This is a genomic window from Pseudomonas sp. K8 (assembly GCF_014889455.1).
Classification (GTDB): Bacteria; Pseudomonadota; Gammaproteobacteria; order Pseudomonadales; family Pseudomonadaceae; genus Aquipseudomonas; species Aquipseudomonas veronii.
Genome location: NZ_VJWO01000008.1, coordinates 35263 through 58865 on the forward strand (window position 1 = coordinate 35263; position 23603 = coordinate 58865).

A 23603-nucleotide genomic window follows, 5' to 3' on the forward strand; every position below is an offset into this window, starting at 1 on the left:
GAGATCACACCCGACTATCCACTCATGGCAGGTTCAGCCCTTCATTGCTCCGGTTTCGAGCAGCTACTACGGCCTCTGTTGACTTCTGTCGCCCATCCCGTCATCTCGCGATGCCGGTAGCACATGGCAGGCTAAACAGATCTCCCAGGGTAATTCGCGCGACCTTCCTGCTTATGCCTGTCGGATTTACGTCACAGCGCTCCGTGCAAGTATTGGGCTTGGGCAATTATGGCTACCTTACCCCGCTGTGCCGCCTAATCCGCTTCCTGTTCGTCAGGCCAGCATTTTGCCTCGGGCTTCCTTCAGATTCGCGGTCACCCGCGACACCCTTGCCTCTGGCTAACACTTCCCCTTGCCGGGTGTGTAGAGGACTTTCACCTCCAAGTCACCAGTGTGGCCACCACAGCCAAACTGGTTGCGCTTGCGCGCAACGCGCCATGCCTGGCGCACCATAAAAAAAGGCGCCACAAGGGCGCCTAAGCCGCCTCCCAACCAAAGGAGTAACAAAGAGACGGGTTGTACCTGGTGAGCTAGGTAGCTAATGCTCGATTTAGAGAATTTGCAGCGGGTACTCCACAATCAGACGAATCTCATCCAAATCTGATTCGAAGGCGGTAGCCCGAGTCGTCGCTTGGCGCACACGGAAGGACATGTCTTTCAGGGAGCCGGCTTGAATGATGTACTTAGCCTCGATGTCTCGCTCCCAACGCTTCTGGTCCTGCAGTGGAGCGCCATCAGCTCCTCGGCGCATATAGACGCTGTTCGCATTCGAGTAGTCAGCATCCCAGCCCTTCGCGTAACGAGTCATGAAGCTCAGGCCAGGAATGCCAAAGGACTGCATATTCAAGTCATAGCGTAGCTGCAAGGATTGCTCTTTCGGGGAGTTGAAGTCGCTGTATTGGATAGAGTTATCCAGGAAAATAGAATCAGATTGGCGCAGGTAATCAAAATCGTCATCCCCATTGCTGCGCTGGTAGCCAACGGTCAGCGTGTGGGCACCAAACTGGATACCGGTCTTACCGCTCCAGATGTTGTTATCGAAGCTGCCCAGCAGTTTTTTTCCCTCGTCGACTGCTCGGTAGTAGTTCAGGCCACCAATCAGCGCGACAGTCTCGGAAAGTGGGTAGCTTAACGTGGTGCCAGCGTAATACTGGTTCCACACATCTTTGAAGCGGCTGGTATAGAGACTCACACCGATATGTTCGTTAACGGTGTAATCGCCACCCAAGTAGGCGATCCAAGGCGCGTCTACAGATCCTGCATAGAACGTAGCGAAACCATCGCGCATGCTGCTTGAATTCGGTTGGCTCATCGCATGCAGGCGACCACCCTGCAAGGTCAGGCCTTCAATGCTGGTGTTGGCAAACGTGGCGCCACGAAAGCTCTCAGGCAGCAGTCGTGAGTCCCCATACGCCACAACAGGCGTGGAAGGAAATACGTCCCCAACCTTGACGACCGTATCTAGCAAGCGAAGCTTGGCTGCTCCACCGACTTTTGAATAGGTATCCTCAGGCTGACCCTTGCTGTTGTAGGGCATGATGTCTACTGTGCCACCGGCTCCAGAACGGCCATCACCCGAGTCAAGCTTGATCCCCTGCATTGCGAATGCATCAATGCCGAAGCCCACAGTGCCCTGTGTGAAGCCTGACTCAAAACGTCCGATAATTCCGTGAGCCCACTCTTCGGAGTAACCGTTCCCCGTTCGACTGGACTGACCGTTGCGAAAGTCGCGATTGAAGTAGAGATTTCGGTTGAGAATGTTAAAACTGCTCCCCTCAATGAACCCCTCTGGCTTTTGCTCAACGGCCACTGCAACCTGCCCCAGACTCATGCCAAGGGCAATGAGGGAAAGACCATAAAAGTTATTATTATTATTCATGTAATACCCCAGGCTTTTGCTTGGCAGAGTTTTAATGTGAAATATTTATGATTATAAGCATGCAGGTGAACACCCTGCGTGCAGCAGCATAGTTTCACATCTAAAATAACGCTAGCATGACCTAAAAATTACTTTTTTGTCAGCGGAATGTAATTATCCACTTGGTGCTCCATAAATAAACCTTAGTTTCTCTAATGCACTTGGACCGTAAGCGATCAGCCACCATGAGGGCAATTACTGACCAGCACTTGGTACTCGAGGGTATTCAACTTGCCACTCGAGTCTTCGTAGGTCATACGCGAAGGGGCCAACCCACAGTATCTAGATCCTGTGGTTGGGGTCATACTGATAACTTTTGCGATATCAAGGTTCAAACCATACTGGTAATGAACAACCTCAGGTATGGCCTTACCATTTTTGATGGCATATTGCTCCATCGCCTGCTGATTTTCTTGCATCATCCGACCAAAGACGCGATCCCCTCCACCCTCAGCTATGGCAAAGGACGAAACTGCCAATACCGCAATAGCGATGACTGCCTTCAATGATTTCATGACCCTCTCCTAACTCTAATTCACTGATGGTTAGAGAGTAGCTAATGATACCTGTCAGAAAGCTGCCGTTAACATTACATATCTGTCAGGCAAGGTCTTTACTCAATTAATGGCATGCTTAACAGCGCGCCTATAATTTGTGTTTCGACCGTTATTAGGTGACGTTCGGTACTAAACTCAATTCGCAACGAAGTGTTAACCAACCAAGAGCTGACAGAAATGTAATTTTAATTTCAGTCGACTGTCCGCCGAGCGTGGTCTAGGGTGAAATATGAGCCCTTGGCCCTTGGGTATGCACTTACTTGAATGCTATTTAACAGCATCTTGCTCGCGTTACGCTTGGTGCTTGTCTGCAGTATCACTCATCCGCGATCAGTCTGAAATGATCAGTTGTTTTTAATAGAAATTATCGAATGCCGCTGGTCTCAGCACCACTGCTAGTGTTGTCTTTCCTTGGATGCAATGGAGAACATAGCTATGAGCGACACCCCGGTTACCTCTCACAGAAACACTCACCAATACCTGCGGCCTTGCGTTGAGGCGTGTAGCGACTGCCACAAAACCTGTCTGAATACAGCGATGACCCATTGCCTTGAGGCGGGGGGTAAACACCTTGAGGCCGAACATTTTCGCCTAATGATCAACTGCGCCGAGATCTGTCAGACGTCGGCCAATTTCTTGTTGAGTGGTTCCACCTTTCACCACCACGTTTGTGGGGTTTGCGCCGAGATCTGTGATGCTTGCGTGAAGAGCTGCGAACAGGTCGGTGGTATGGAAGATTGCGTCAGGGCCTGCCGTGAATGCGCAGAGATCTGCCGAAAAATGGCTGGCGAACAGAGTTAGTCAAGCCCCATGCAGTACAGAAATAGCAATTTCCGTGTTCGGGGGCCATGGCATGCATGTGCCAACCCTTCGGCGCTAATAGGAGATTCACAATGTCACAGCATATCAAGCACAACAGCTCTAGCCGGTTCACTTTGTCGATGAGGGTGGTAGCGATGGCTGTCGCGGTAATGGCAGCAGCGCCGACGTGGACTAATGCCGCAGAACCCACGAAAAGCGAAGCGATGCAGATGCCTTCCGAGCAGAAGGATCATTCGAAGATGATGAAACAAATGGGCGGCATGTCCATGACTGGTGACGTGGATTATGACTTCGCGGCCAACATGCGCATGCACCACCAAATGGCAGTCGAGATGGCGCAAGCCGAACTCCAGAACGGAAAAAATCCAGAGATGCTCCGTATGGCCAAGGACATAATTGCCGCACAGAAGAAGGAAATCGCCGTATTCGATCAGTGGATTAAAGCGAATAAAAAGCCATGACTATGGTGATGCCGAAGTCGATCTGTGCGCCGTATCTTTGAAGGAAATAACCGCGCCGGTTTGGACGGTAATTCGCTGCCGGCGCATATCACGGTGAACTGGTACTGGACGAAAACTATGCTGCGCTTGGTCCATGGATTTCCAAAACCATTCGAGATAGGCCAAAGACCTGCAAGCAAAGGCACTATTTGAGTCCGAGATGATCTTCTTCCTCTGTCACTGCGCGTTGAGAAGCAAAATCGTTTGAGAGCAGTAGAGACATTGCGAGACCAGAACATGGGCCAAAGCGTTCTGTTCGAGCTAATTTCGATAACTGCATGATGGCCGGTATTGTCCTGCTCGTGGCGCGGATGAGCCGCGTGGTCGGCGGAGCGATTATACCCCGTGCAATGTGTTGGATATGACCGCTCCGCGCTTTGGTACCGCCAGATACGGTCTGATCGGGGCGCCGCGCAAGTACGCTGGCTGGGCGTCTCGAAAATGGCCAACTTTAGAGGGACCGAGGCTGCGCTTACGCCAAAGTGATCGTACGCGGTCAAAAAGGACTAATCGGTTGCCGGAAACGACGGTTTTACAGTCGTCCGGCGACCCGTTCGTGGTCGTGGCGCGAGACGGCGAGATGCTTGCGTCTGCCGAGGCCAACACCGTTAATTATCAGTTTCGGACAACGCTACGCAGTGACTTAGACAGCGTTTCAGCTCGGTAAATGAATGATAGATACCAAGTTGGCCGGTGGTCTGACCGCCTGAAACAGTAGTTTTTGGAGTTAGAACTGGGCGCCTCAATTCACTGCCAAATGACTCTGGCTCCGGCAGCGTCGGCAATAGAAGGAAAGCCGGATGACAAGCAAGCAGGCTCAATATCATGTGGTGGATTGCCTTATCGTCGGTGCAGGCCCTGCCGGGCTGACGGCGGCTATCTATTTGGCGCGCTATCGCCGACAGGTTCTCCTGGTTGATGCCGGCCAGAGCCGTGCGGAGCTGATCCCGATCACGCACAACTATCCCGGTTTTCCTCAAGGTGTTTCGGGCGCCGAGTTGTTGGCTCGGCTGCGCAATCAGGCAGAGCGCTACAATGTTTATGTCCGACGAGCCACCGTGAAAGCACTATCAAAGCGAGGAGACGACTTCATCGCCGACATCGACGATGACCGCGTTGTTGCGTCAACTGTGATTCTTGCCACCGGCGTTATTGATAAGCCTCCTGAGATACCCAATCTACGTGAGGCCACTCTCGGTGGCTATGTGCGTTGGTGCCCGATTTGCGACGGATACGATGTCATCGACCAGGACATTGCTCTTCTCGCCTCCGCCGAGGAAGGTTTCAAGCATGCGCTATTTCTCCGTACCTACACCCGCCAGCTCACACTTATTGTGCAACCGGGCGGCAGAGAACTAGACAACGACGAACGTCTCAAAATTGCACAGGCAGGCGTCCGTCTCATCGAGGAACCGATCGAGCAAATCCGCAAGATCAAAGGGCATCGTGTGGCGCTACGCTTGGCTAACGGCGACGAACTCAGTTTCGACACCTTATACCCGATGCTTGGCTCCAACGCACGGACCGAATTGGCCAAAAGCCTCGGCGTAACTTTTGAGAGCGATGGCGAGTTGGTGGTGGACACCGACCAGCGCACGTCAGTCCTAGGGTTGTACGCGGCGGGCGATGTAGTCAACGCGCTCAATCAGATGAGTGTTGGAGTCGCCCATGCGGCGACTGCGGCGACCGCGATACACAACGCCCTCAAGGACAACTATCGCTGATAAGTTAATCTCGAAGAACGGTCTGCTTCGGCCATACACTGATAGCAGCCCACGACATTACGTGCTGGTGAGAGGCAGCTCGGACTGAGCAGCGACCTTTATTTCTGCTCATTAGCAGTAGGGATTTAGTCGGTAATGCTGCGCTGCATGGGGATAGCGTTAATACCACCCAGGCGACACGAGCCTGAGAGGCAAGGCTACGGGAGATGAGCACAGCCACAGCCTTCGCCGCGGGTCGGCTACGAGCGCTTACCGTGCCGGAGCAGACTTTCTCGAGATCAAGCGTCAGGTGGCTGGCGGCGCGATGGCACCGTATACGGCTATATCGAGGGGCCGAGGTACCGGCGCTGCTCGATGAAGCAGAACCGAAGACCCCAATCTGCCGCGCTATACGGAGATCGTGGTTATTGTGCATACATCGGTAGGGAATACTCGGAGTCAGACGATGCCGTTGATCAAAGCAAGTACGCTCTTATCCGCCTTTTTTGTATTCACGACGACGGGCTGCCAACCCCCCAGCGTTCAGCCATTATCAATCACTGGGGATGCCGTAGCGCGACCTCAATCGGCGTGTCAAAAGGAGGACTTCATCTGGAAAAACAAGATTGTGCCTTCCCTCTACGGCTCTGAACTCCCAGCGCTGACTGCGCCAGGCATCGGCGATACCTTAACCTTGGCAATGCCGAGTTTTACGGTTAAGTCGCTGACTGCGCAAGGCGATGAGCTGGAGCAAGGGCGGCGCAAATTGGTGCATGCATTTGGTGCAGAGGCGCGCTTCCGGTTTGTGGCAAACCGTGGAGTGGCGAGTCGCTATACCGGCATCTTCCAAAGTGGCGCCGACTGCGTGATCGGCCGTCTTTCGGTGGCGACTAAGCCGACGGATACGCACTCTGTGCCGGCCTTAGCTTTGAAGTTTTTCATTGACGATAATCACCCGTCGGTCAATCTACAGGTTATGAACTCCATCGACGGCCAAGAGGGATACAACTTCTTCGAAAAGACTTTCAGCAACATCATTCCACCCGCAACCTCTTTTGCGACGCGCTTACTAGCCGGTTTCTTTGAATGGGCAGCCATACGTTTTGGGGCTAGAGATTCAGATCCTGGTCACTTGACCGTTGAGCACCTGGCCGGCATTAACATCGATGGCTCTAAAGTGGCTGCGCCAAGGGCGCCTTATCAACTTATTTTTAAGCCACGGCCGGCAGCTGTTGCTCGCTTCAACGGGGTGACAATGCAGGATGACTTTCGGATAAAGCTGACTGACTTCCCTGTCGGAGAGGTGCTGTACGACGTTTACGCCTTGGATAAAGGCGAGACGGTCGAGCAGGCTAAACTTTTAGGCCAGCTGGTTCTAAATTCCAAGATCGTGGCATCTCGGTATGGCGACGAAAAGCTCTACTTTCAACACAATATGCAAAGATAGTTCGACTGGACTGACCGTTGCGAAAGTCGCGATTGAAGTAGAGATTGCGGTTGAGAATGTTAAAGTTGCTCCCTTCAATGAACCCCTCTGGTTTTTGCTCAACGGCCACTGCAAACTGCCCCATACTCATGCCAAGGGCAATGAGGGGAAGACCATAAAAGTTTTTATTATTCATGTAACACTCCAGGCTATAGCTTGGCAGAGTTTCTTTATGAAATATTTTATCGTTATAAAAACCCTCCGGCACGTGAGAGTTTCTTCTACGCGCCGGCAGACATGACTCCATACAAAAGATAACTCAAGTGCGGCCTGAAAATTACTTTTATGTCAGCTAGCCGTAAGCGCGATTAAACAATCAAACCAAATAATATGACGCAGACATGGCTCCTTTGGACTAGCCTCCGTGCTGGCATTTGGTACCCATAACTATGTACTCCAAGGTATTGAGTTTGCCAGCAGAGTCCTCATAGGTCATGCGCGAAGGCGCAACGTCACAGGATTTGTTGGCTTGGGTGACACTAACTACCTTCTGAACATCCAGGTTCATACCATATTCATAATGAACAATCTCAGGTATGGCTTTACTATTTTTGAGAGCGTATTGCTCCATCGCCTGTTGATTTTCTTGCATCATCCGACCATAAACACGATCTCCTCCGCCTTCAGCCATGGCAAAGGATGAAACTACCAATATCGAAATAGCGATGACTGCATTCAATGTTTTCATGATTCTACGAGCTCTAATTCACTGGTGACTAGATAGTAGCTAATGATACCTGTCAGAAAGCTGCCGTTAACATTACATGTCTGTCAGGCAAGGTCTTTGCTCCGTTAATGGCATACTTAAGAGAACTCTGAAAAAGACTTCCAGCTCTGGTGAAATAACGAACATGACGGTTTTACCCCATGAAACAGATGTCCTTCGCTGATGCCTAGTACGCCGGCAAACGTAAGCAGACCCGCCGCGAGCGCTTCCTGATTGAAATGGATCAGGTCGTGACCTAGAAGGGCTTGATTGCCTTGATCGAACCGCATTATCCGAAGGGCGAAGTCGGTCATCCAGCGTATCCGTTGATGGCGATGCTGCGGGTTCATCTGATGCCGAACTGGTTCGGCTCCAGCGATCCGGCGATGGAAGAGGCACTGTATGAGACCACGATCCTGCGCCAGTTTTCCGGCCTACATCTGGATCGAATTCCCGATGAAACCACGATCCTGAACTTCCGCCGCCTGCTAGAAAAACATGAACTGGCGGGCAGGATTTTGCAGATCATCAACGGTTATCTGGACGATCGTGGCTTGATACGGCGCCAAGGCACCGTGGTCGATGCGACGATCAGTCATGCCCGAGCCCGAGCCCGAGCTCGACCAAGAACAAGGACGGCAAGCGCGATCCGGAAAGGCATCAGATGAAGAAGGAGAATATGTATTTCTTCGGGATGAAAGCGCACATTGGCGTCGATACCGAGTCCGGTTTAATGCATAGCCGACGAGGGCTGTTGACAAATAGCGATCTTGAAAGAGTTCAACGGCGGGCTTCCTGAGGAGCTCATCACCAATTATTTTTGACCGTAAAAAATAAGAAATTAATAAATAACAGTAGGTTATTGACGAATCGAATGACCCCCCTTATCTAGGCATATCTCTCACTTGGCCTTTGACTCCGAAAGTTGACTGGAGAGCACCGCGTTATCTTGCAGGAGGAGCTGCTTGTCTGTGGTCAACTCGGTCAGTTGGGTTTTAGCTCGGGTTAAATGTTCCGTCAGCAGGGCACGCTCCCGTTCGCTTACGGCCAGGTTCGTCTGCGTCTCTGCCAAAGACTGCGCGCCATGCCCATGGCGCTGTTCCAGAGCAAGATGGTGTTGGCGCCGATGCCGAATTGATCCACGCGCCGACTAAAGACTGACCCAAGTCCAATCTAACGAAATGCAGCACTGGCATTGGTTCGCAAGAATTCAGAGGGGCTCAGTAAAATCTCGGCACGTGGGTCAATTCGGCATCGGCGCAAACACCCAAGTTCAGGCTTGAATGACCAGCGATTGTTGCCGAGATTTACCAGCCTGCTAGCGTCGTATTGGCCGAGCGGCGCCGTGATCGCCAGGCTGGCGCCGATTATCACATCCTGTTGATAGCTGGGGAACTCCGTCAGGGACATCGCCGGGGCGCCATATAAGTTGACCGAGAAGCGGAATCTTGGATCGATCAACCCTGTAACATTACGATCCTTGGGTTCACCGGCGAGCAGAGCCCGTCAATCTTGCCTCAGGCACCACGATATCGAACTTCCCGGAGCGGCCCCAGACGTCCAGAGATTTGGCAAAAGCAAGCACGACAGTCTTTATATTGAGCTTGGCATCTTGGAGCGGGATTGAGGGGTGGGCCGTCACGCTGCCGTTGAGATCGCTGTAGCCCATGAGCAGGAAATTGATACCGACCGGCGTATTGGCGTAGGACCTGGGTTCGAGATCCTCTGCGACTGCACCGGGGCTACTATGATGAGCGAAGCGGATGCGAACCGAACCAACCTGACGACGCAGAGTTTGTATTTCATTCACATTCGCTCGCTTCCTGTGAGGACCCCAGAGTTCTATGTATTGTTGTAGCGCATCAGCATTCGTTTGGCACTGACAGCTGCCACCAGCACTGTGTGGCCGCACTTCGATCGGATACTCTTGGCCGATCCTCGATTGACCAAAGCATCACGCACTTCCTTGAACCGCTTCCGGATGATGCCGGCGGCCTGGCATTGCAGTTTCCAGTCCTCATACAGGACTAGCACCTCATGATCTGCACGCCCCTATCGCGCCAGCACCAATAGCGCCTGCCCCCCATCACCAAGGTGACAGTCAGCCAAGCGGCAGGCACTATCAGCATCAACAAGGCTGCATTCGACTTGAGCACTTGAAGTGCTGGACGACGGAAACGTCTGAGCAGATACCGGTGCAGTGGGGGGTGTAGTGGTCAACTGCCGTGCAAATAATTTTTTTAAACGATAAATCGAGAGATTAATGCCGCAGATAGCAACGACGCTCCGTGAGTTTAAAACGGGTCTGGCCCCGGCTCTACACCAGTGAAGGTGATCTCAACGGGGTCACTTTCGCGCTGCCACGCTAGCTGATAGACCAGCCACTGGTGCTTTCCTTCTTTACGATCAGCCACCAACAACAGCGTCCATCCTGCCCTCAGCAACTGGTTGGCGTTTTCCTCGCTGCGAGTGCTGATCAACCTCTTCGTTTGGTCTATCGCCATTGCCAATTTCCGTAATGTGCCATCGTTATAGAGGCGTAAAGGCTAGCAGGCCATTTGATGATGAGCCCCTATGCGCAATCCCTTCAATGCGTATGTATTGGTAGCAGAGCTTAGGCGACAACTGGGCGGATTGTGTTGCCATGACGTTTTCTTATAGATCAAAACTAATCAGCTGAAGGTGGTCAAATCGAATGCAAATGTGGTGGTCAATTAGCATGCAATTTCCAATCTCTAGTTTTGTACCAAGCTCAACCGTTAGAAAATCATCAGCCAAGTCGCGTCCTGCAAGCCGGTTTTAGGTTTGAACAATAGACAAGTTTCTGATCAGAGCAAACCTACCGAAATATGTTGACTAGACATTTATTGACTTAAATTTACACATCTAAACATATGAGCGCTGCATACAACCACCACTCAAGCCTTGAGCTTTCATAGTCGACATATGTTCCCCATTATAAAACGGTCGCCGGGGACGGAAACCCGGCAGGCACTCGAAACGAACACAGGGGCAGCTTCAAGCCACCCTCAGCAATAGGGCCTAGAATTGAAAAGCTCATGACGCACCGATCCAAAAATACTGTACGAACATACAGTTAACTTTGTACAAGGTTCGCGGTCAATTCTGTATAGGAAAAATCTGACAGGCGGGACAGCTCATGTGCGGGAGATTCGTGCAGTACGAGGGGATGGCGGTGTTTATGGAGGAGCTAGGCCTCCAGCTGCCATTGTTCGGCGGGTACGACGCGGAGCCGATCAGCCGGTACAACGTGGCTCCGACGACCCGCGTGCAGATCCTGCACAGCACAGAGGCAGGCGTTCATGTCACGCCAGTGAGGTGGGGATGGGCGCCCTTCTGGGCGAAGGGGAAGCGTCCGGACCCTATCAATGCCAGGATCGAGACCGTTACGACGGGAAAGTTTTTCAAACAGCTTTGGCCGGCCGGGCGCGCACTGGTGCCCAGCGAGGGCTGGTATGAGTGGGTTAAAGACCCAAATGATCCAAAGAAAAAGCAGCCGTATTTCATTCGCCTGAAAAGTCAGAAGCCGATGTTCTACGGGGCGCTCGCACAGGCCAGTCCAGGTCTCGACGAGCGCGACGGCGACGGCTTCGTGATCATTACCTCGTCTTGCGAACAGGGCATGGTGGATATCCATGATCGCAGACCTCTGGTGTTATCACCTGAACAAGCGCGGGATTGGCTTGATCCAGATCTCAGCGCAAGGCAAGCAGAGGAAATTGCAAGAGACCGTTCCCGGTCGGAAGCCCACTTCGAATGGTATACCGTAGGCAAAGAGGTGGGGAACGTGAAAAACCAGGGAGCACAATTGCTGCTTCCCTGGCGCTCAGAAGAAAACTAAGCTTCGATAGAACGGCTCTAGCCCAAATTACAGTACGCTTTTGATATACGCCGCTATTTGTGAAAATAATGCCTTAATAGCTTCGAACGCGTTATTAATCCAACTTTGTAACGTCTCGATTGCGTTTAATATGAAACTATTGATTTTCGAATAAATATTCGAAAGGACTCCTCCAATGTTATCCATAAGATTAACGACAGCATTTTGGTCTGAAGGACTCATGTTAGAGACAAGCTCTATAGCTGTATCGTAGGCTTTATCGATTGCCTGATTCGCGTTAACTTTGGCAGTTTGTCCGCTTCTCCTCATGCTTTCCCTAAATTTCTCAACAGCACTACCATCTTTCGCACTCTGCATAAAATTAGAGACGCTGGTGCTAATCTCATTCTGAGCTTGGTTAGCGGTGTGGGTGGCGCCAGCATTGGCTACCGCCTTGATTTGCTGCAAAGCATCACCGAGCGCATCGCTGTTCGCTACCGGAAGCGATCCCGACTCTTCACGTACAGCGAGAGACTCCACTAACGGAGCGGAGGGATTCTGGGACGCGTTCTCGATGTAACTTTTTGCCCGTGTGCACCGCTCTTGCATGACAACTAGGAAATCGTTTGAGGTAACAACTGCAGAAGTCATATCCATTTATCCTTGTGAGAGTTAAAGGTCCCATTTTTTCCTTACAGCGTCGTCACTGTAGCAGAGCCAAAACGAATGGCTAGAACAGGCCTCCTAACGCTTCCGGCTCCCAGTTCATGATCACCAGTTCGCCGCTGACCTCGGCCGTGCCCTTTCGCTGGTTCGTGTTGCTGTACCGAATGTCCAACGTCTCGAAGTGAAAGCCTTCAAACACGCGACGGATGTCCGGGTGGTCGTTGATGCTGACCATGACCTTGCCCTTGCAGCGACGCATAAAGTCAGCCATCCGCTCGTAATTCTCGAACGGGAAGTCCACGCCATATCCAGCGGTCTGCCAGTACGGTGGGTCCATGTAGTGGAACGTATGAGCGCGGTCGTAGCGCTCAGCACAATCAAGCCAGGGGGGATTTTCGACGTAGGTGCCGGACAGTCGCTGCCATGCGGCCGAGAGGTTCTCCTCGATCCGCAGCAGGTTGATGGCCGGGCCAGTGGTCGCGGTGCCAAACGTCTGTCCGCTGACCTTGCCGGCGAAGGCATGGTGCTGCAGGTAGAAGAATCGGGCGGCGCGCTGGATGTCGGTGAGGGTTTCGGGACGGGTCATTTTCTGCCATTCAAACACCTGGCGGGAGCTGAGCGCCCATTTGAACTGGCGCACGAATTCTTCCAGGTGGTTCTGCACGACACGATAGAGCGTTACCAAGTCGCCGTTGATGTCGTTCAGGACTTCAACCGGAGCGGCCTGGGGTCGCATGAAGTAAAGCGCGGCACCGCTGACGAAGACTTCGACATAGCATTCGTGAGGCGGAAAAAGCGGAATGAGGCGGTCGGCTAGGCGGCGTTTGCCGCCCATCCAAGGGATGATGGGTGAACTCATTGAAAGCAAGACATTACTGTATGGATAAACAGGTGCTAGACTCGCCGCGCTTTGTGCACGGAGCAGGAGCCTTGGCTGGACTTGCAGGGACATCTGCAGGGACGGCGACCGGACCGGATGTTGGCGCATCCGGCCCGGTCGCTCCTTTTCACTTCGGTGTTGAAACTTCTTTGGCGTAGGCCTGGCAGGCCGCCAGGGCTATCAGCCCCCGGTCGCCGACATCGGTGATGCCGATAATTCGTTGAGCATGCGCCGGGTCAAGTCGGGCGCGTGTGGCTCCATGAACCACGCCGCCGGCGCTGGTGGTGGCTGGCACTGCACAGCCGTTGGTGGAATCGGTGGCGTCGAGTAGGACTGACAGCCGGACATCAGCAGTAGCGAGGCGATCACGCAGGCGATCCTGATCACGTTGGGCATCGGTTAGGGCTCGATAGTGGGTTTGGTCTTTGGCGGCCAGCTGCTGTTCCAGGGTCAGGCGCTTGTCCTGCTCGGCGCGCTGCAGCGCGGCCGAGGCCAGGGTGATCTGGTTGAGGGTTTCGGTGTGGAGCCGGGCTTGTTTTTCCAGCTGCTGACCGTATCGCCAGCCTTGGACCGTCCAGGCGATGGCCGCCGAAGTAGCGACCAAAGCGAGCAGTAAAAGGCCGGCGACCAGCACGCGGTATTGCAAGGGGATCAGGTCGACGAGACGCATAACACCGCCGGCAGGCCTCGACTACAGTTCCTTGCCAAGCAGTACTCAAGCAAGCGGTGACACCCATTGTCACCGCGCTAGGACAGCAACTCAGCTTGGGCTCAGGGCGCTGCAAACGATCCGCGCAGTCATGTCGAAGTTCTCCGGAGTGAGCACATCGATTGGCGAACGCCCCTTCAGTCGCTCGTGGGGCTCACAGACCGCCCGATAAAGCCTCCAGGCATCGACATCCGGAAACCGCGCTAACGCAGCAAGTACCAACTTGTGCCGCAGTGGATCAAGCTGCCAATCGGGAATGCGCTGACCGCGATTCCCCAGGCTCAGCGACAGCAGGCGCCGAGCCTTGATATCGCGATTGATCTGATCTCTAGATTTGCCTGCCAATTTGGCGAAGACAAGCAGCGGTAAATTATTCGGAGCTTCAAAAATGGCTAGCATCTCGGCGCGTACGCGCTGGATGTCAGACACGCGAGATTGATGCGGCTTTTCAGTCGGGACCGAATGAGGTACGACAGGCGACTGGTGCGACACGATAAGAGCTGGTTCGTTGCTAACCGAAGCCTTGGGCACCGAGACGGTTGTCGCTGGAAAGGTGCCGTTGAACTGAATGGAATCTGCGCTCGCGTTTTCAAGCGATGGCAGCGAAGCGGCCCCTTCCAAACGGATGGTAAGCGGAGAGCTTGCCGCTTTCAGCTGGCCCTGCCCCCACAGATCCAGGCGGTTCGCCCAATCCTGCATCATCGTCCGGCGCTGCTCCACGTATTCCGCGTGATTGTAGGCCGCACTCACCTTATCTGGATCAGCATGAGAAAGCTGAGCATCCACCCAAACCTTCGGGTATCCGATCTCGTTCAGCGCCGTCGAGATCGTCGCCCTCATCCCATGACCAGTGAGTTGATCTGCGTACCCCATCCGACGTAACGCGCCATTCAGCGTGTTCTCACTGATACGCTTGCTCAGGTCGCTTCGATGCGCAAACAAGTAGCGCTGTGCCGGAACAACCTGGTCCAGCAAGTGACGCACGATCTCGAGCGCCTGCACCGACAGCGGCACGATGTAGGGCGGTACGTTTTGGATCTGCTTACTCGGCTTTCGCATCGCTAACTGGAGCTGCTTCACCACCTCCGCCGGTATGACCCACAAACGCTTCTCCAGATCGAACTGGTCGGGCGTCGCCAACCGCAATTCGCCCGTGCGGACACCGGTCAGCAGCAACAACCGAAGGCCAAGCCGAGTTTGGTTGGCGCCACCGTAATTTCGAAGAGCAGCCATCAATCCCGGAAGCTCGTCCATACGAAGAAATGGGTTGTGCGTAACAGGCGGTTTGGGGAGTGCGACAACGTCGAGGTCTGAAGCTGGGTTGTGTTCCAGCCCCTCGATTTTCACCAACGCATAGCGGAACAACTGGTTGAACCAGGTCCGACATTTCTCGGCTGTCGTTAAGGCCTTGCGCTGTTCGATCCTGCCCAACAAATCCAGCAGATCGTGACGATTGATATCGTAGATAGACCGCCCGCCAAGGCTGGGCAGGACGTCTTTATTGAAAATTCTCAAGATCTGCGAGAGCGTGCTCTGGCGTCCTTCCTTCAGGCTCAGCCTGCGGAACTCCACCCACTGATTGAACACGGCCTCGAAGGTATGCTCCGCCGCAAAACGAACAGCACGACGCTGCTGCTTACGGTGCTCATAGGGATTGATGCCTTGGGCGACCAAGGCACGCGCTTCGTCACGTCGGGCACGGGCTTCTTTAAGGCTGATTTGCGGATAACTACCGAGGGACATGCGCTTCTGCACGCCCGCCCAGTAATATCTGAAACGCCAGATTTTCCCGCCGCGTGCGGTCACGTTGAGCGCGAGCCCATCCGTGTCGCCTATCGTGTAGTCATTGCCGGTGATTCGGGCTTGCCGAACGGTGGTATCTGAGAGTGCCATAGCGAGCTCCTGAACAGAGTCAGGGCCAGATGCTCGTTTCGCTATCCAAGCTGCTCCAGCAAAAAACCGATTCAGTGCACATCCAAATCCAAGATCCTCATTCGGGACTTAAATCGGGACTTAAAAGCACTGGATGGAGCTGGATTTCAGTGGTTCCCGCTGGAACGAAAAAAGGGCCTAAAGGCCCTGATTTCAATCACTTACAGAATTCAGTGGAACTCTGTAGCGCAATATTTGGAGCGGGAAACGAGACTCGAACTCGCGACCCCGACCTTGGCAAGGTCGTGCTCTACCAACTGAGCTATTCCCGCGTCTTGGTGAGGCGCATTCTATAGAATCCTCAGCACCCGTCAACCCCTTGATTCAAAAAAGTTTTATTTTTTTTCAACAGTGGTGCGCAGATGAGGCCAGGCAGCGCGTAAATACTGGAGCATGGACCACAGCGTCAGGCCGGCAGCGATGAGCAGCAAGGCGTAGCCCAGCAAGACCCAGAAGGAAAAGTCCGACGGGTTGGCCAGCAGGATCACCAACGCGAGCATTTGCGCGGCGGTTTTCCATTTGCCCATGTTCGACACGGCGACGTGGGCGCGGGCGCCGATTTCGGCCATCCATTCGCGCAGGGCCGAAACGACGATCTCGCGGCCGATGATCACCGCAGCCGGCAAGGTCAGCCACAGGTTGCCGTGTTCCTGCACCAGCAGCACCAGGGCCACGGCCACCATCAATTTGTCGGCCACCGGGTCGAGGAACGCGCCGAACGGCGTGCTCTGTTCCAGGCGCCGGGCCAGGTAGCCGTCGAGCCAATCGGTGGCGGCCGCAACGGCGAACACCGAACTGGAGGCCATGTAGCTCCATTCGTAAGGCAAATAGAACAACAAAATGAAAATCGGAATAAGCAGGACGCGTAGAACGGTGATCAGATTAGGGATATTCATCGGCACAACTGGCTGCGAGGTGAGAAGGCATTCTACTCGCTGTGCAGATTTGCATAAATCAACTCAGCGAGCTTTTTACTGATACCGGGTGCTTTAGCTATTTCGTCAATGCTGGCACGGGAGAGCTCTTGCAAGCCACCAAAATGTTTAAGCAGATCGCGTCGGCGTGTCGGGCCTACTCCGGCCACGCCTTCCAGGGTTGAGGTTCGCCGGGTTTTGCCGCGACGGGCGCGATGGCCGGTAATGGCGAAACGGTGGGCTTCGTCGCGGATCTGTTGGATCAGGTGCAGCGCAGGCGAGTCGCCCTTCAACGTGAACTCATGGGCGGCATCATTCAAGTACAACGTCTCGAAGCCGGCCTTGCGCGTGGCGCCCTTGGCCACGCCGAGCAGGATCAGGTCGGGCACCGCCAGTTCGTTGAGCACGTCGCGAGCCATGGACAACTGGCCCTTGCCGCCGTCCACCAGCAGGATATCGGGGAGCTTGCCCTCCCCCTCCTTCAATTTGCTGAAGCGGCGCGTCAAGGCCTGGTGCATGGCGGCGTAGTCGTCGCCGGCGGTGACGCCTTCGATGTTGTAGCGCCGGTAATCGGACTTGATCGGCCCCTCCGGCCCGAACACCACGCAGGACGCCACCGTGGCTTCGCCGCTGGAGTGGCTGATGTCGTAACACTCCAGGCGCTGGGGCGGTTCGTCCAGGTTGAGGACTTCGGCCAGGGCCTCGAAGCGCGCGGCCACGTGCTGTCGATTTGCCAGGCGTGCGCTCAGGGCCTGCTCGGCGTTGGTCACGGCCAGTTGCTGCCAGCGCGCCCGCGTGCCGCGCACGCGGTGGCTGATGTCCAGTTCACGGCCACGCAACGCGTGGATGGCCTCGATCAACGTCGGGAAGTCTTCATGTACCACGTTGACGATCAGTTCCGACGGCAAGTCGCGCTCGGGGCTGCTGACGTAATACTGGCCCAGGAACGCGGCCATGACTTCAGCGACCTCCTCGTCGATCCCGGTCTGCGGGAAGAAGTTCTTGCTGCCCAACACCCGACCGCCACGCACACTGATCAGGTGGACACAGGCACCACCCGGGTTGACGAACGCAGCGATCACATCGACGTCGCCGGTTCCGCCCTCCATGCTTTGCTGGTCCTGCACACGCCGCAGCAGGGAGATCTGGTCGCGCAACTCGGCGGCTCGCTCGAAATCCAGGGTGCTCGCGGCTTGTTCCATGGCGCCGGAGAGTTCGTCGGTGAGGGCGTTGCTGCGCCCTTCGAGGAACATCACCGAATGGCGCACATCCTCGGCGTACTCCGCCGGTTCAACCAGGCCGACACAGGGTGCCTTGCAACGCTTGATCTGATATTGCAGGCACGGCCGGGTGCGGTTCTTGTAGAAGCTGTCTTCGCACTGCCGCACGAAAAAGGTCTTTTGCAGCAGGCTCAGGCTTTCGCGGATCGCACCGGCGCTGGGGTAAGGTCCGAAGTATTTGCCCTTCTGCTTCTTCGCGCCCCGATGAATACTCAGGCGTGGGAAGTCGCCGTCAGATAAAAACACGTAGGGGTAGGATTTATCGTCACGCAGCAGGATGTTGTAAGGCGGCCGCCATTCCTTGATCAGCGTCTGCTCAAGCAGCAGCGCCTCGGTTTCGTTGGCGGTGATGGTGGTTTCGACCTGGGCGATACGCGCCACCAGGGCCGCGGTTTTCGGCGCGAGGCCGGTCTTGCGGAAGTAGCTCGCCAGGCGGTTTTTCAGGTTCTTGGCTTTGCCCACATACAGCAGGCGCGCCTCGCTGTCGAACATGCGGTACACGCCGGGGCGGCCGCTGCAGGTCGAGAGAAAGGCACTCGGATCAAACGGTGTGGTCATGTCAGGCGCTGGCGTCCACCATGCCGTGGCGCACCGCGAGCAGGGTCAATTCAACATCACTGCTGATGGCGAGCTTCTCGAAAATGCGATAGCGGTAGGTGTTGACGGTCTTGGGGGACAGGCACAGCTTGTCGGAGATGGCCTGCACCTTCTGGCAGCCGACAATCATCAAGGCGATCTGGATTTCACGCTCCGACAGCACGTCAAACGGCGAATCGCTGGTGGGCTGGAAGGACTTGATCGCCAACTGCTGCGCGATCTGCGGGCTGATGTAGCGCTGGCCGGCAAATACCAGGCGAATGGCTTGTACCATCTCCGCCAGGCCTGCGCCCTTGGTCAGGTATCCCGCCGCCCCCGCCTGCAGCAGACGTGTAGGAAACGGGTCTTCTTCGCACACGGTGACCACCACGACTTTGATGTCCGGGTGGCTGCGCAACAATTTGGTAGTGGCGCCAAGACCGCCGATCCCAGGCATCTTGACGTCCATCAACACCACATCGGGTTTCAACTCCCGGGCCTTGATCAGGGACTCTTCACCCGATTCAGCCTGGCCGACTACTTGCAGGCCATCGATGTCAGCCAGCATTCGTGTAATGCCTGTACGAACGAGATCATGGTCATCGACTACTAGCACCCTAATCAAGCAGACACCTCGCGATATGGTCTTATAGGTTGCTGAACACCTTAGCAAAAAACCAAGGCGCAGACCTAGTTGCAAGTGTCATATATATAGCGCTTGAGCGCGAAGAGCGTGCCCGTCGAACGACGAGCAGCGCTGTTTCCTGGGGGAAAGGTCAGGAATCCTGGGCTACAGCTTTAATTTGCCGTTCACTTTCATCGTCAGCGAATGCTCGGCCAGGGTAGAGGTCAACCGCCTGATTGCATCCTGGTCCTCTTTGAACATGGCCCGGTAGTTGCCCAGCACTTTTTCTTCGATCTGACTCAAGTTATCCATTTGCGCCGGCGTGGGAGCGCCTGTTAATACGTACAGAAGATCCACGCCTCTTTCGGCCACACGCGATAAATAATCGGCCTTCGGCGCCCGCCCGCCGTTTTCGTATTTGCCTTGTGCGTTCGCTTCAACGCCTCCAATTTCACCAAACACTTTTTGCGACAACCCAAGCCGCTCTCTTTCCTGCCTTAGACGCAAACCGATTCCACTCATTTGGATGTATGATCCTAAATTGGCACACCCCAAGAGGTGATACGCTGATCCCTTGGTTACACAAACTTGAACGGTTTTGAACTATGCCCGGAATTCGTACTGCTGCACAAGCCAAGGCTTGGCTTGAACACCAAGGTAAGTCGGTTCAAGCGTTCGCCCGGGAACACGGTGTCGACCCGGCAACCACGTATCAGGTGCTCGCTGGGCGCAAGAAAGGACGGCGGGGAGAGGCCCATAAGGTAGCGGTCCTTCTGGGCATGAAAGAAGGCATCATCCTTGCCGAGAATGAGCCTCTGAGGCAGGAACAAGAAATATTGCCCTAGGTTCAGTATGCGCTTATTAAGCCGTTGTGCCTGTTTTGCGCAAATGAGTCACTTATTAGTCTGCGGACATGGACCGACAATCGCGTTCCATGCACCAGAAGCACGCTTCCTCACCCGCAACTTGCAAACCCTTGCGCTGATAAAGCCTTTTTGCCGGATTGGTTTTAAACACGGTCAACCGTAAAAGACCGCGACCTTGACCGCACGCCTTAAGCGCCATTTGCTCCAGTACCCAGCTGCCTGCTCCACGGCCACGGAACGGTTCGAGAATATGCAACTCGCGAATGTACAGCGCCTGGCTGTCGCGACTCAGGCTGATAAAGCCCACCACGGTATCGTCGCTGCAGATCAGCCAATTCTCGCGCCCCGCCCAGGCCACGTCGAAACCATCGTTGGACCACAGCAAACGGTATTGCGCGTAGTAGCCGCGCATGGCTTCGTAGGTCAACGTCCGGGCAAATGAGCGGTCCTGGTCAGTCGCCGCGCGCAGGTGAAACGTCATGTCATCGCGCCCCTTCAGCCCGCAGTGCTACCGCTTGACCGGTCCAGCGCCCGCCATCGCGACGGGCAATGACCAGCGCGTCGCCCACCCCCGGCGCGGCGGCAAGCACCTGCCCATCGGCGCCCCAGATAGCACTGCGCCCCGCGCACGCCCAGCCCCCCGAGGGGCCACCGTGATTGGCCATCAATACCACCAGGCCATGCTCGGCGGCGTAGCTCTGGAGCAACGCACTGTCCGTTGCGTAGCCGCCTTCACTGATCAGCACGCCGGCGGCGTATACAGTGGCACCCGCTTGCGCAGCCTGACGTGCATGGCTGGCGTGGGAAAAGTCGGCGCAGACCGCCAGCGCGATCCGATCATCCCGCCACTCAAGCACGTCACCGCCCTGCCCCGCGACAAACGCCACCTCTTCGCCGGGATGCAGATGCTGCTTGGTGTAAACCGCAAGCGAACCGTCTGCTCCCAGCACCAACGCGGCGATCGACACGCCCGCCCCTGGCGCCAAGCGGATCGGCATGCCCACCACCGCCGTCAAGCGCAGCTCCCGCGCCATCTCGCGCAGCGGCGTCAACAGCGCGTCCTCGGGGGCGATTGCCAGCTCAGCCGCCAAGGACGGCTCATACCCGCTCAACGACAGCTCCGGAAACACCAGCACTTGCACGCCCTGCTCAGCCGCGGCGCGCATGAACGCCAGGTGCCGTTGGATATTGGCCGGTACGTCGCCGGCGATGGAAACGGATTGAGCAGCGGCAAGGGTCAAGGCAGTCATGGTCGCGTCCCGGCAAGCATTATTGAGTGGCCACCAGCATATCGACACTCACCCCATAGTCGTAAGTACCTCCACGCAATAGAAATTACCGATTGAATCCACCCGTGCGCCTCTAGTAAGCTGCCACCATCATTTGGAGAGCCACCATGTTGCAACTCACCCACACCCAGGTTTGCCCTGCTGCCAGCGCCTCGCGCTCGGTATCGGCTACCCGTGTGAACGGTTTGAGCGCACTGGTCAGCTTTTATTTTGGGTATTGGTTTAGCCACTGGCGCGCCTGATACCTGAAATCGGCGCCCACTGCTCAAGGGGTCGCCTACCAGAGAAATCTAACCCCCGGTCGGCTCCCCGATCGGGGGTTTTGTTTTTTCAGCCCTGAACACTTTGTTTGATCAAGACCATTTAAAGGAATCACGACATGAACTACGCCACCTATTACCGCTACGACACCAGCACTGCATGGCGATTTAGCAAGCTCCGCTCGGGACAGCCTGCCGCCTCCGATCGGTCACCTATCGGTGGCAAGCCAACACACGTAGCCACTACGGCCAATTGTCGAACACCCCAGTAGGGCAGAGCGTGCGGGAATCGCCCGCCGCTTGCCCAGGAAGCCTTGAAGATGAACTCCTCCGTCGCCGCTCTGCCCGTCTCTACCCTGACCAGCGCCAATGAAGCGCTGACCCTGCGCTTGCCCAGCTCCCTTGAACTCAAGCACCAGCTACCTCTCAGCCCATTCCTCAATGAGCAAATCCACGCCCATCGCCAAGCCGTGCGCGCCATTCTCAATGGCGAAGATTCACGTTTGCTGGTGATCGTCGGTCCGTGTTCGATCCACGACCCGGAATCGGCCATGGAATACGCACGCAACCTGAAGAAACTGGCGTTGGACGTCAGCGACCAGATGCTGCTGGTAATCCGCGCCTACGTCGAAAAACCGCGCACCACCATTGGCTGGAAAGGCCTGGCCTACGACCCGCACCTGGATGGCAGCGATGACATGGCCGCCGGCCTCAGCCTGTCCCGCGAACTGATGCGTGAGATGCTGCGCCTGGGCCTGCCGGTCGCCACCGAGTTGCTGCAACCGATGGCCGCCGGCTACTTCGACGACCTGCTCAGTTGGGTCGCCATCGGCGCACGCACCACCGAGTCGCAGATCCACCGCGAAATGGCCAGCGGCCTGGGCATGCCCGTCGGCTTCAAGAACGGCACCGACGGCGGCGTCGCCATTGCCTGCGATGCGATGCGCTCGGCGTCCCACCCGCACCGGCACTTCGGCGTCGACAGCCAGGGCCACCCGGCGATCATCCAGACCCCGGGCAACCCCGACACCCACCTGGTGTTGCGCGGCGGTCACCGTGGGCCGAACTACGATGCGCAGAGCGTGGCCCAGGTGAAACAGGACCTGGCCAAGTCCAAGGTGACCGCGCGGATCATGGTCGATTGCAGCCATGCCAACAGTGGCAAAGACCCGCTGCGTCAGCCGGCAGTGTTCAATGAAGTGCTGGAGCAACGCCTGCAGGGCGACACTTCGCTGATCGGCATGATGCTCGAAAGCCACGTGTTCGAAGGCTGCCAACCATTGGGCCCGGCGATGAAATACGGCGTGTCGGTGACCGACGGTTGCCTGGGTTGGGACAGCACCGAGCAGCTGTTGCGCAGCGCAGCTCAACGCTTGCGCGAACACGCCATCGGCTGAGCAATGGACACCGGCTTGCCTGCAAAGCGCGGGCAAGCCGGACGGCCGCCAACCTGGAGAGCAACCTCAAGGCCCTGCAACTGACCTTGAGCGCTGCCGACAAGCTGCAGATTGCTGGCCGCGACGGAGCCAGCGCCTGACAGCCCCAATGGCATCGCGCCGACGCGGAACTAAACCCCGGCCACCGGCGTGCGCGATAATTCCCGCAGCCAGGGCAATACGCGCAAGCCCGCGGCGGCCTCGGGTGGGTCGATGATGTCCATGAAGTGCTCAAGGTTGATGTTATCCGGTACGCCGGGCAAGCGGACCAGTACCTGCGGTGTCAAGCCGACGGGTACGCCCAGGTCCAAGTGATCGTAGACCAGCACGTGGCGCACCTGGGCCTGCGGCCCACCGGCGTGGGCCGCCAAGCCTGCATTGACGATCAGCACATCAAAGGGTTCGGCCGGGATCGCCGTGAGGATCTGGACCTCTTCAAAGGTTTGCACCGGCACAATCCGGTGATACCCCAACCGGTTGAGCATTTTTTCGATATACAACCGTTGCAGGTGCTGTTCATCGGCAATCAGGATGGTCAGTGCTTTGTTCGGCATGGCAAACCCCTGGCAGGCTGTGCTCGTTGAGTGAGAGCAGCCCATTTTCCAGACATATCCCGCAGACAAAATCAGGCATGTTC

At 55.7% G+C, this 23603-nt stretch carries 24 protein-coding genes, 1 tRNA gene and 3 pseudogenes; 8 read left to right on the top strand and 20 right to left on the bottom strand.

Annotated features, from left to right (window positions below):
* Nucleotides 1–550 precede the first annotated feature (550 nt).
* Together INT12_RS08095 and INT12_RS08100 are read right to left on the bottom strand one after the other, a co-directional pair.
* The gene (locus tag INT12_RS08095; RefSeq protein WP_034114902.1) at nucleotides 551–1879 is read right to left on the bottom strand and encodes an OprD family porin; all 1329 of its coding nucleotides are present in this window, start codon (nucleotides 1877–1879) and stop codon (nucleotides 551–553) included.
* 215 nt (nucleotides 1880–2094) lie between these two features.
* A complete protein-coding gene (locus tag INT12_RS08100; RefSeq protein WP_034114901.1) occupies nucleotides 2095–2433 on the bottom strand; it encodes a DUF2790 domain-containing protein in 339 nt (112 codons plus the stop codon).
* 935 nt (nucleotides 2434–3368) lie between these two features.
* Between INT12_RS08100 and INT12_RS08105 the strand changes: the two genes are divergently transcribed.
* The 3 genes from INT12_RS08105 to INT12_RS08115 all read left to right on the top strand — a co-directional run bounded on the left by INT12_RS08105 (nucleotide 3369) and on the right by INT12_RS08115 (nucleotide 6947).
* Nucleotides 3369–3758 carry a DUF305 domain-containing protein gene (locus INT12_RS08105; RefSeq protein WP_226926058.1) on the top strand — a complete coding sequence of 130 codons (390 nt, stop codon included), beginning with the start codon at nucleotides 3369–3371 and terminating at the stop codon, nucleotides 3756–3758.
* An 839-nt stretch (nucleotides 3759–4597) separates the two neighbouring features.
* A complete protein-coding gene (locus INT12_RS08110; RefSeq protein ID WP_092230476.1) occupies nucleotides 4598–5521 on the top strand; it encodes an NAD(P)/FAD-dependent oxidoreductase in 924 nt (307 codons plus the stop codon).
* A 445-nt stretch (nucleotides 5522–5966) separates the two neighbouring features.
* Nucleotides 5967–6947, top strand: coding sequence for a hypothetical protein (locus tag INT12_RS08115; protein ID WP_147283342.1), 981 nt, complete (start codon nucleotides 5967–5969; stop codon nucleotides 6945–6947).
* Here the strand turns inward: INT12_RS08115 and INT12_RS08120 are convergent.
* Nucleotides 6946–7077 (bottom strand): annotated as a pseudogene (locus tag INT12_RS08120) (OprD family outer membrane porin); the annotation flags it as partial. The gene INT12_RS08115 and the pseudogene INT12_RS08120 overlap by 2 nt on opposite strands.
* 264 nt (nucleotides 7078–7341) lie before the next feature.
* Nucleotides 7342–7674 (bottom strand): DUF2790 domain-containing protein, encoded by a 333-nt coding sequence (locus tag INT12_RS08125; RefSeq protein ID WP_092230483.1) that lies wholly within the window; start codon nucleotides 7672–7674, stop codon nucleotides 7342–7344.
* 248 nt (nucleotides 7675–7922) lie between these two features.
* Between INT12_RS08125 and INT12_RS08130 the strand changes: the two are divergent.
* Nucleotides 7923–8479 (top strand): annotated as a pseudogene (locus INT12_RS08130) (IS5 family transposase); the annotation flags it as partial.
* 386 nt (nucleotides 8480–8865) lie between these two features.
* On the opposite strand, the gene INT12_RS31195 reads toward INT12_RS08130, so the two are convergent.
* The 4 genes and pseudogenes from INT12_RS31195 to INT12_RS31205 form a co-directional block, all read right to left on the bottom strand.
* A complete protein-coding gene (locus INT12_RS31195; RefSeq protein ID WP_226926060.1) occupies nucleotides 8866–9153 on the bottom strand; it encodes a transporter in 288 nt (95 codons plus the stop codon).
* 25 nt (nucleotides 9154–9178) lie between these two features.
* Complete coding sequence (locus INT12_RS31200) at nucleotides 9179–9502, bottom strand: hypothetical protein (protein WP_226926062.1); 324 nt, start codon at nucleotides 9500–9502, stop codon at nucleotides 9179–9181.
* Nucleotides 9503–9986: 484 nt separating this feature from the next.
* A complete protein-coding gene (locus tag INT12_RS08140; protein WP_069553013.1) occupies nucleotides 9987–10196 on the bottom strand; it encodes a hypothetical protein in 210 nt (69 codons plus the stop codon).
* Nucleotides 10197–10660: 464 nt separating this feature from the next.
* Nucleotides 10661–10753: pseudogene (locus INT12_RS31205) on the bottom strand (peptidase S24); the annotation flags it as partial.
* A 99-nt stretch (nucleotides 10754–10852) separates the two neighbouring features.
* Between INT12_RS31205 and INT12_RS08145 the strand changes: the two are divergent.
* A complete protein-coding gene (locus tag INT12_RS08145) occupies nucleotides 10853–11554 on the top strand; it encodes an SOS response-associated peptidase family protein (RefSeq protein WP_092239324.1) in 702 nt (233 codons plus the stop codon).
* A 27-nt stretch (nucleotides 11555–11581) separates the two neighbouring features.
* Here the strand turns inward: INT12_RS08145 and INT12_RS08150 are convergent, their stop codons facing one another.
* The 9 genes from INT12_RS08150 to INT12_RS08190 form a co-directional block, all read right to left on the bottom strand.
* On the bottom strand, nucleotides 11582–12184 hold the full coding sequence (locus INT12_RS08150) for a hypothetical protein (protein ID WP_139273610.1): 603 nt from the start codon (nucleotides 12182–12184) through the stop codon (nucleotides 11582–11584).
* A 79-nt stretch (nucleotides 12185–12263) separates the two neighbouring features.
* The gene (locus INT12_RS08155; protein ID WP_193040365.1) at nucleotides 12264–13058 is read right to left on the bottom strand and encodes a DNA adenine methylase; all 795 of its coding nucleotides are present in this window, start codon (nucleotides 13056–13058) and stop codon (nucleotides 12264–12266) included.
* Between the two features lie 148 nt (nucleotides 13059–13206).
* Nucleotides 13207–13749, bottom strand: coding sequence for a lysis system i-spanin subunit Rz (locus INT12_RS08160; RefSeq protein WP_092239318.1), 543 nt, complete (start codon nucleotides 13747–13749; stop codon nucleotides 13207–13209).
* 90 nt (nucleotides 13750–13839) lie between these two features.
* Nucleotides 13840–15681, bottom strand: coding sequence for a tyrosine-type recombinase/integrase (locus INT12_RS08165; protein WP_115128426.1), 1842 nt, complete (start codon nucleotides 15679–15681; stop codon nucleotides 13840–13842).
* Nucleotides 15682–15916: 235 nt separating this feature from the next.
* Nucleotides 15917–15992: transfer RNA gene (locus tag INT12_RS08170), tRNA-Gly, on the bottom strand.
* A gap of 63 nt (nucleotides 15993–16055) precedes the next feature.
* The gene (pgsA, locus tag INT12_RS08175) at nucleotides 16056–16616 is read right to left on the bottom strand and encodes a CDP-diacylglycerol--glycerol-3-phosphate 3-phosphatidyltransferase (RefSeq protein ID WP_017847081.1); all 561 of its coding nucleotides are present in this window, start codon (nucleotides 16614–16616) and stop codon (nucleotides 16056–16058) included.
* Nucleotides 16617–16648: 32 nt separating this feature from the next.
* Nucleotides 16649–18472 carry an excinuclease ABC subunit UvrC gene (uvrC, locus tag INT12_RS08180; protein ID WP_017847080.1) on the bottom strand — a complete coding sequence of 608 codons (1824 nt, stop codon included), beginning with the start codon at nucleotides 18470–18472 and terminating at the stop codon, nucleotides 16649–16651.
* Between the two features lies 1 nt (nucleotide 18473).
* Nucleotides 18474–19115, bottom strand: coding sequence for a UvrY/SirA/GacA family response regulator transcription factor (uvrY, locus tag INT12_RS08185; RefSeq protein ID WP_026140040.1), 642 nt, complete (start codon nucleotides 19113–19115; stop codon nucleotides 18474–18476).
* A gap of 165 nt (nucleotides 19116–19280) precedes the next feature.
* A complete protein-coding gene (locus INT12_RS08190) occupies nucleotides 19281–19637 on the bottom strand; it encodes a helix-turn-helix domain-containing protein (protein ID WP_046485884.1) in 357 nt (118 codons plus the stop codon).
* 83 nt (nucleotides 19638–19720) lie between these two features.
* Here INT12_RS08190 and INT12_RS08195 point away from each other — a divergent pair, with 83 nt between their 5' ends.
* Nucleotides 19721–19960, top strand: coding sequence for a DNA-binding protein (locus INT12_RS08195; protein ID WP_046384003.1), 240 nt, complete (start codon nucleotides 19721–19723; stop codon nucleotides 19958–19960).
* Nucleotides 19961–20015: 55 nt separating this feature from the next.
* On the opposite strand, the gene INT12_RS08200 is transcribed toward INT12_RS08195, so the two are convergent.
* Together INT12_RS08200 and INT12_RS08205 are read right to left on the bottom strand one after the other, a co-directional pair.
* The gene (locus INT12_RS08200) at nucleotides 20016–20462 is read right to left on the bottom strand and encodes a GNAT family N-acetyltransferase (protein ID WP_177032211.1); all 447 of its coding nucleotides are present in this window, start codon (nucleotides 20460–20462) and stop codon (nucleotides 20016–20018) included.
* Between the two features lies 1 nt (nucleotide 20463).
* Entirely contained in the window at nucleotides 20464–21231 is a 768-nt protein-coding gene (locus INT12_RS08205; protein WP_193040364.1) for a carbon-nitrogen hydrolase family protein, read from the bottom strand.
* Between the two features lie 146 nt (nucleotides 21232–21377).
* On the opposite strand from INT12_RS08205, the gene INT12_RS31635 reads away from it, so the two are divergent.
* Nucleotides 21378–21512, top strand: a complete 135-nt coding sequence (locus INT12_RS31635) for a hypothetical protein (protein ID WP_256350929.1) — start codon at nucleotides 21378–21380, stop codon at nucleotides 21510–21512.
* A gap of 338 nt (nucleotides 21513–21850) precedes the next feature.
* Nucleotides 21851–22927 (top strand): 3-deoxy-7-phosphoheptulonate synthase, encoded by a 1077-nt coding sequence (locus INT12_RS08210; RefSeq protein WP_046384006.1) that lies wholly within the window; start codon nucleotides 21851–21853, stop codon nucleotides 22925–22927.
* A gap of 170 nt (nucleotides 22928–23097) precedes the next feature.
* Here the strand turns inward: INT12_RS08210 and INT12_RS08215 are convergent, their stop codons facing one another.
* Nucleotides 23098–23520: a hypothetical protein gene (locus INT12_RS08215; protein WP_017847073.1), complete on the bottom strand. Its 423-nt coding sequence runs from the start codon at nucleotides 23518–23520 to the stop codon at nucleotides 23098–23100.
* Nucleotides 23521–23603 lie beyond the last annotated feature (83 nt).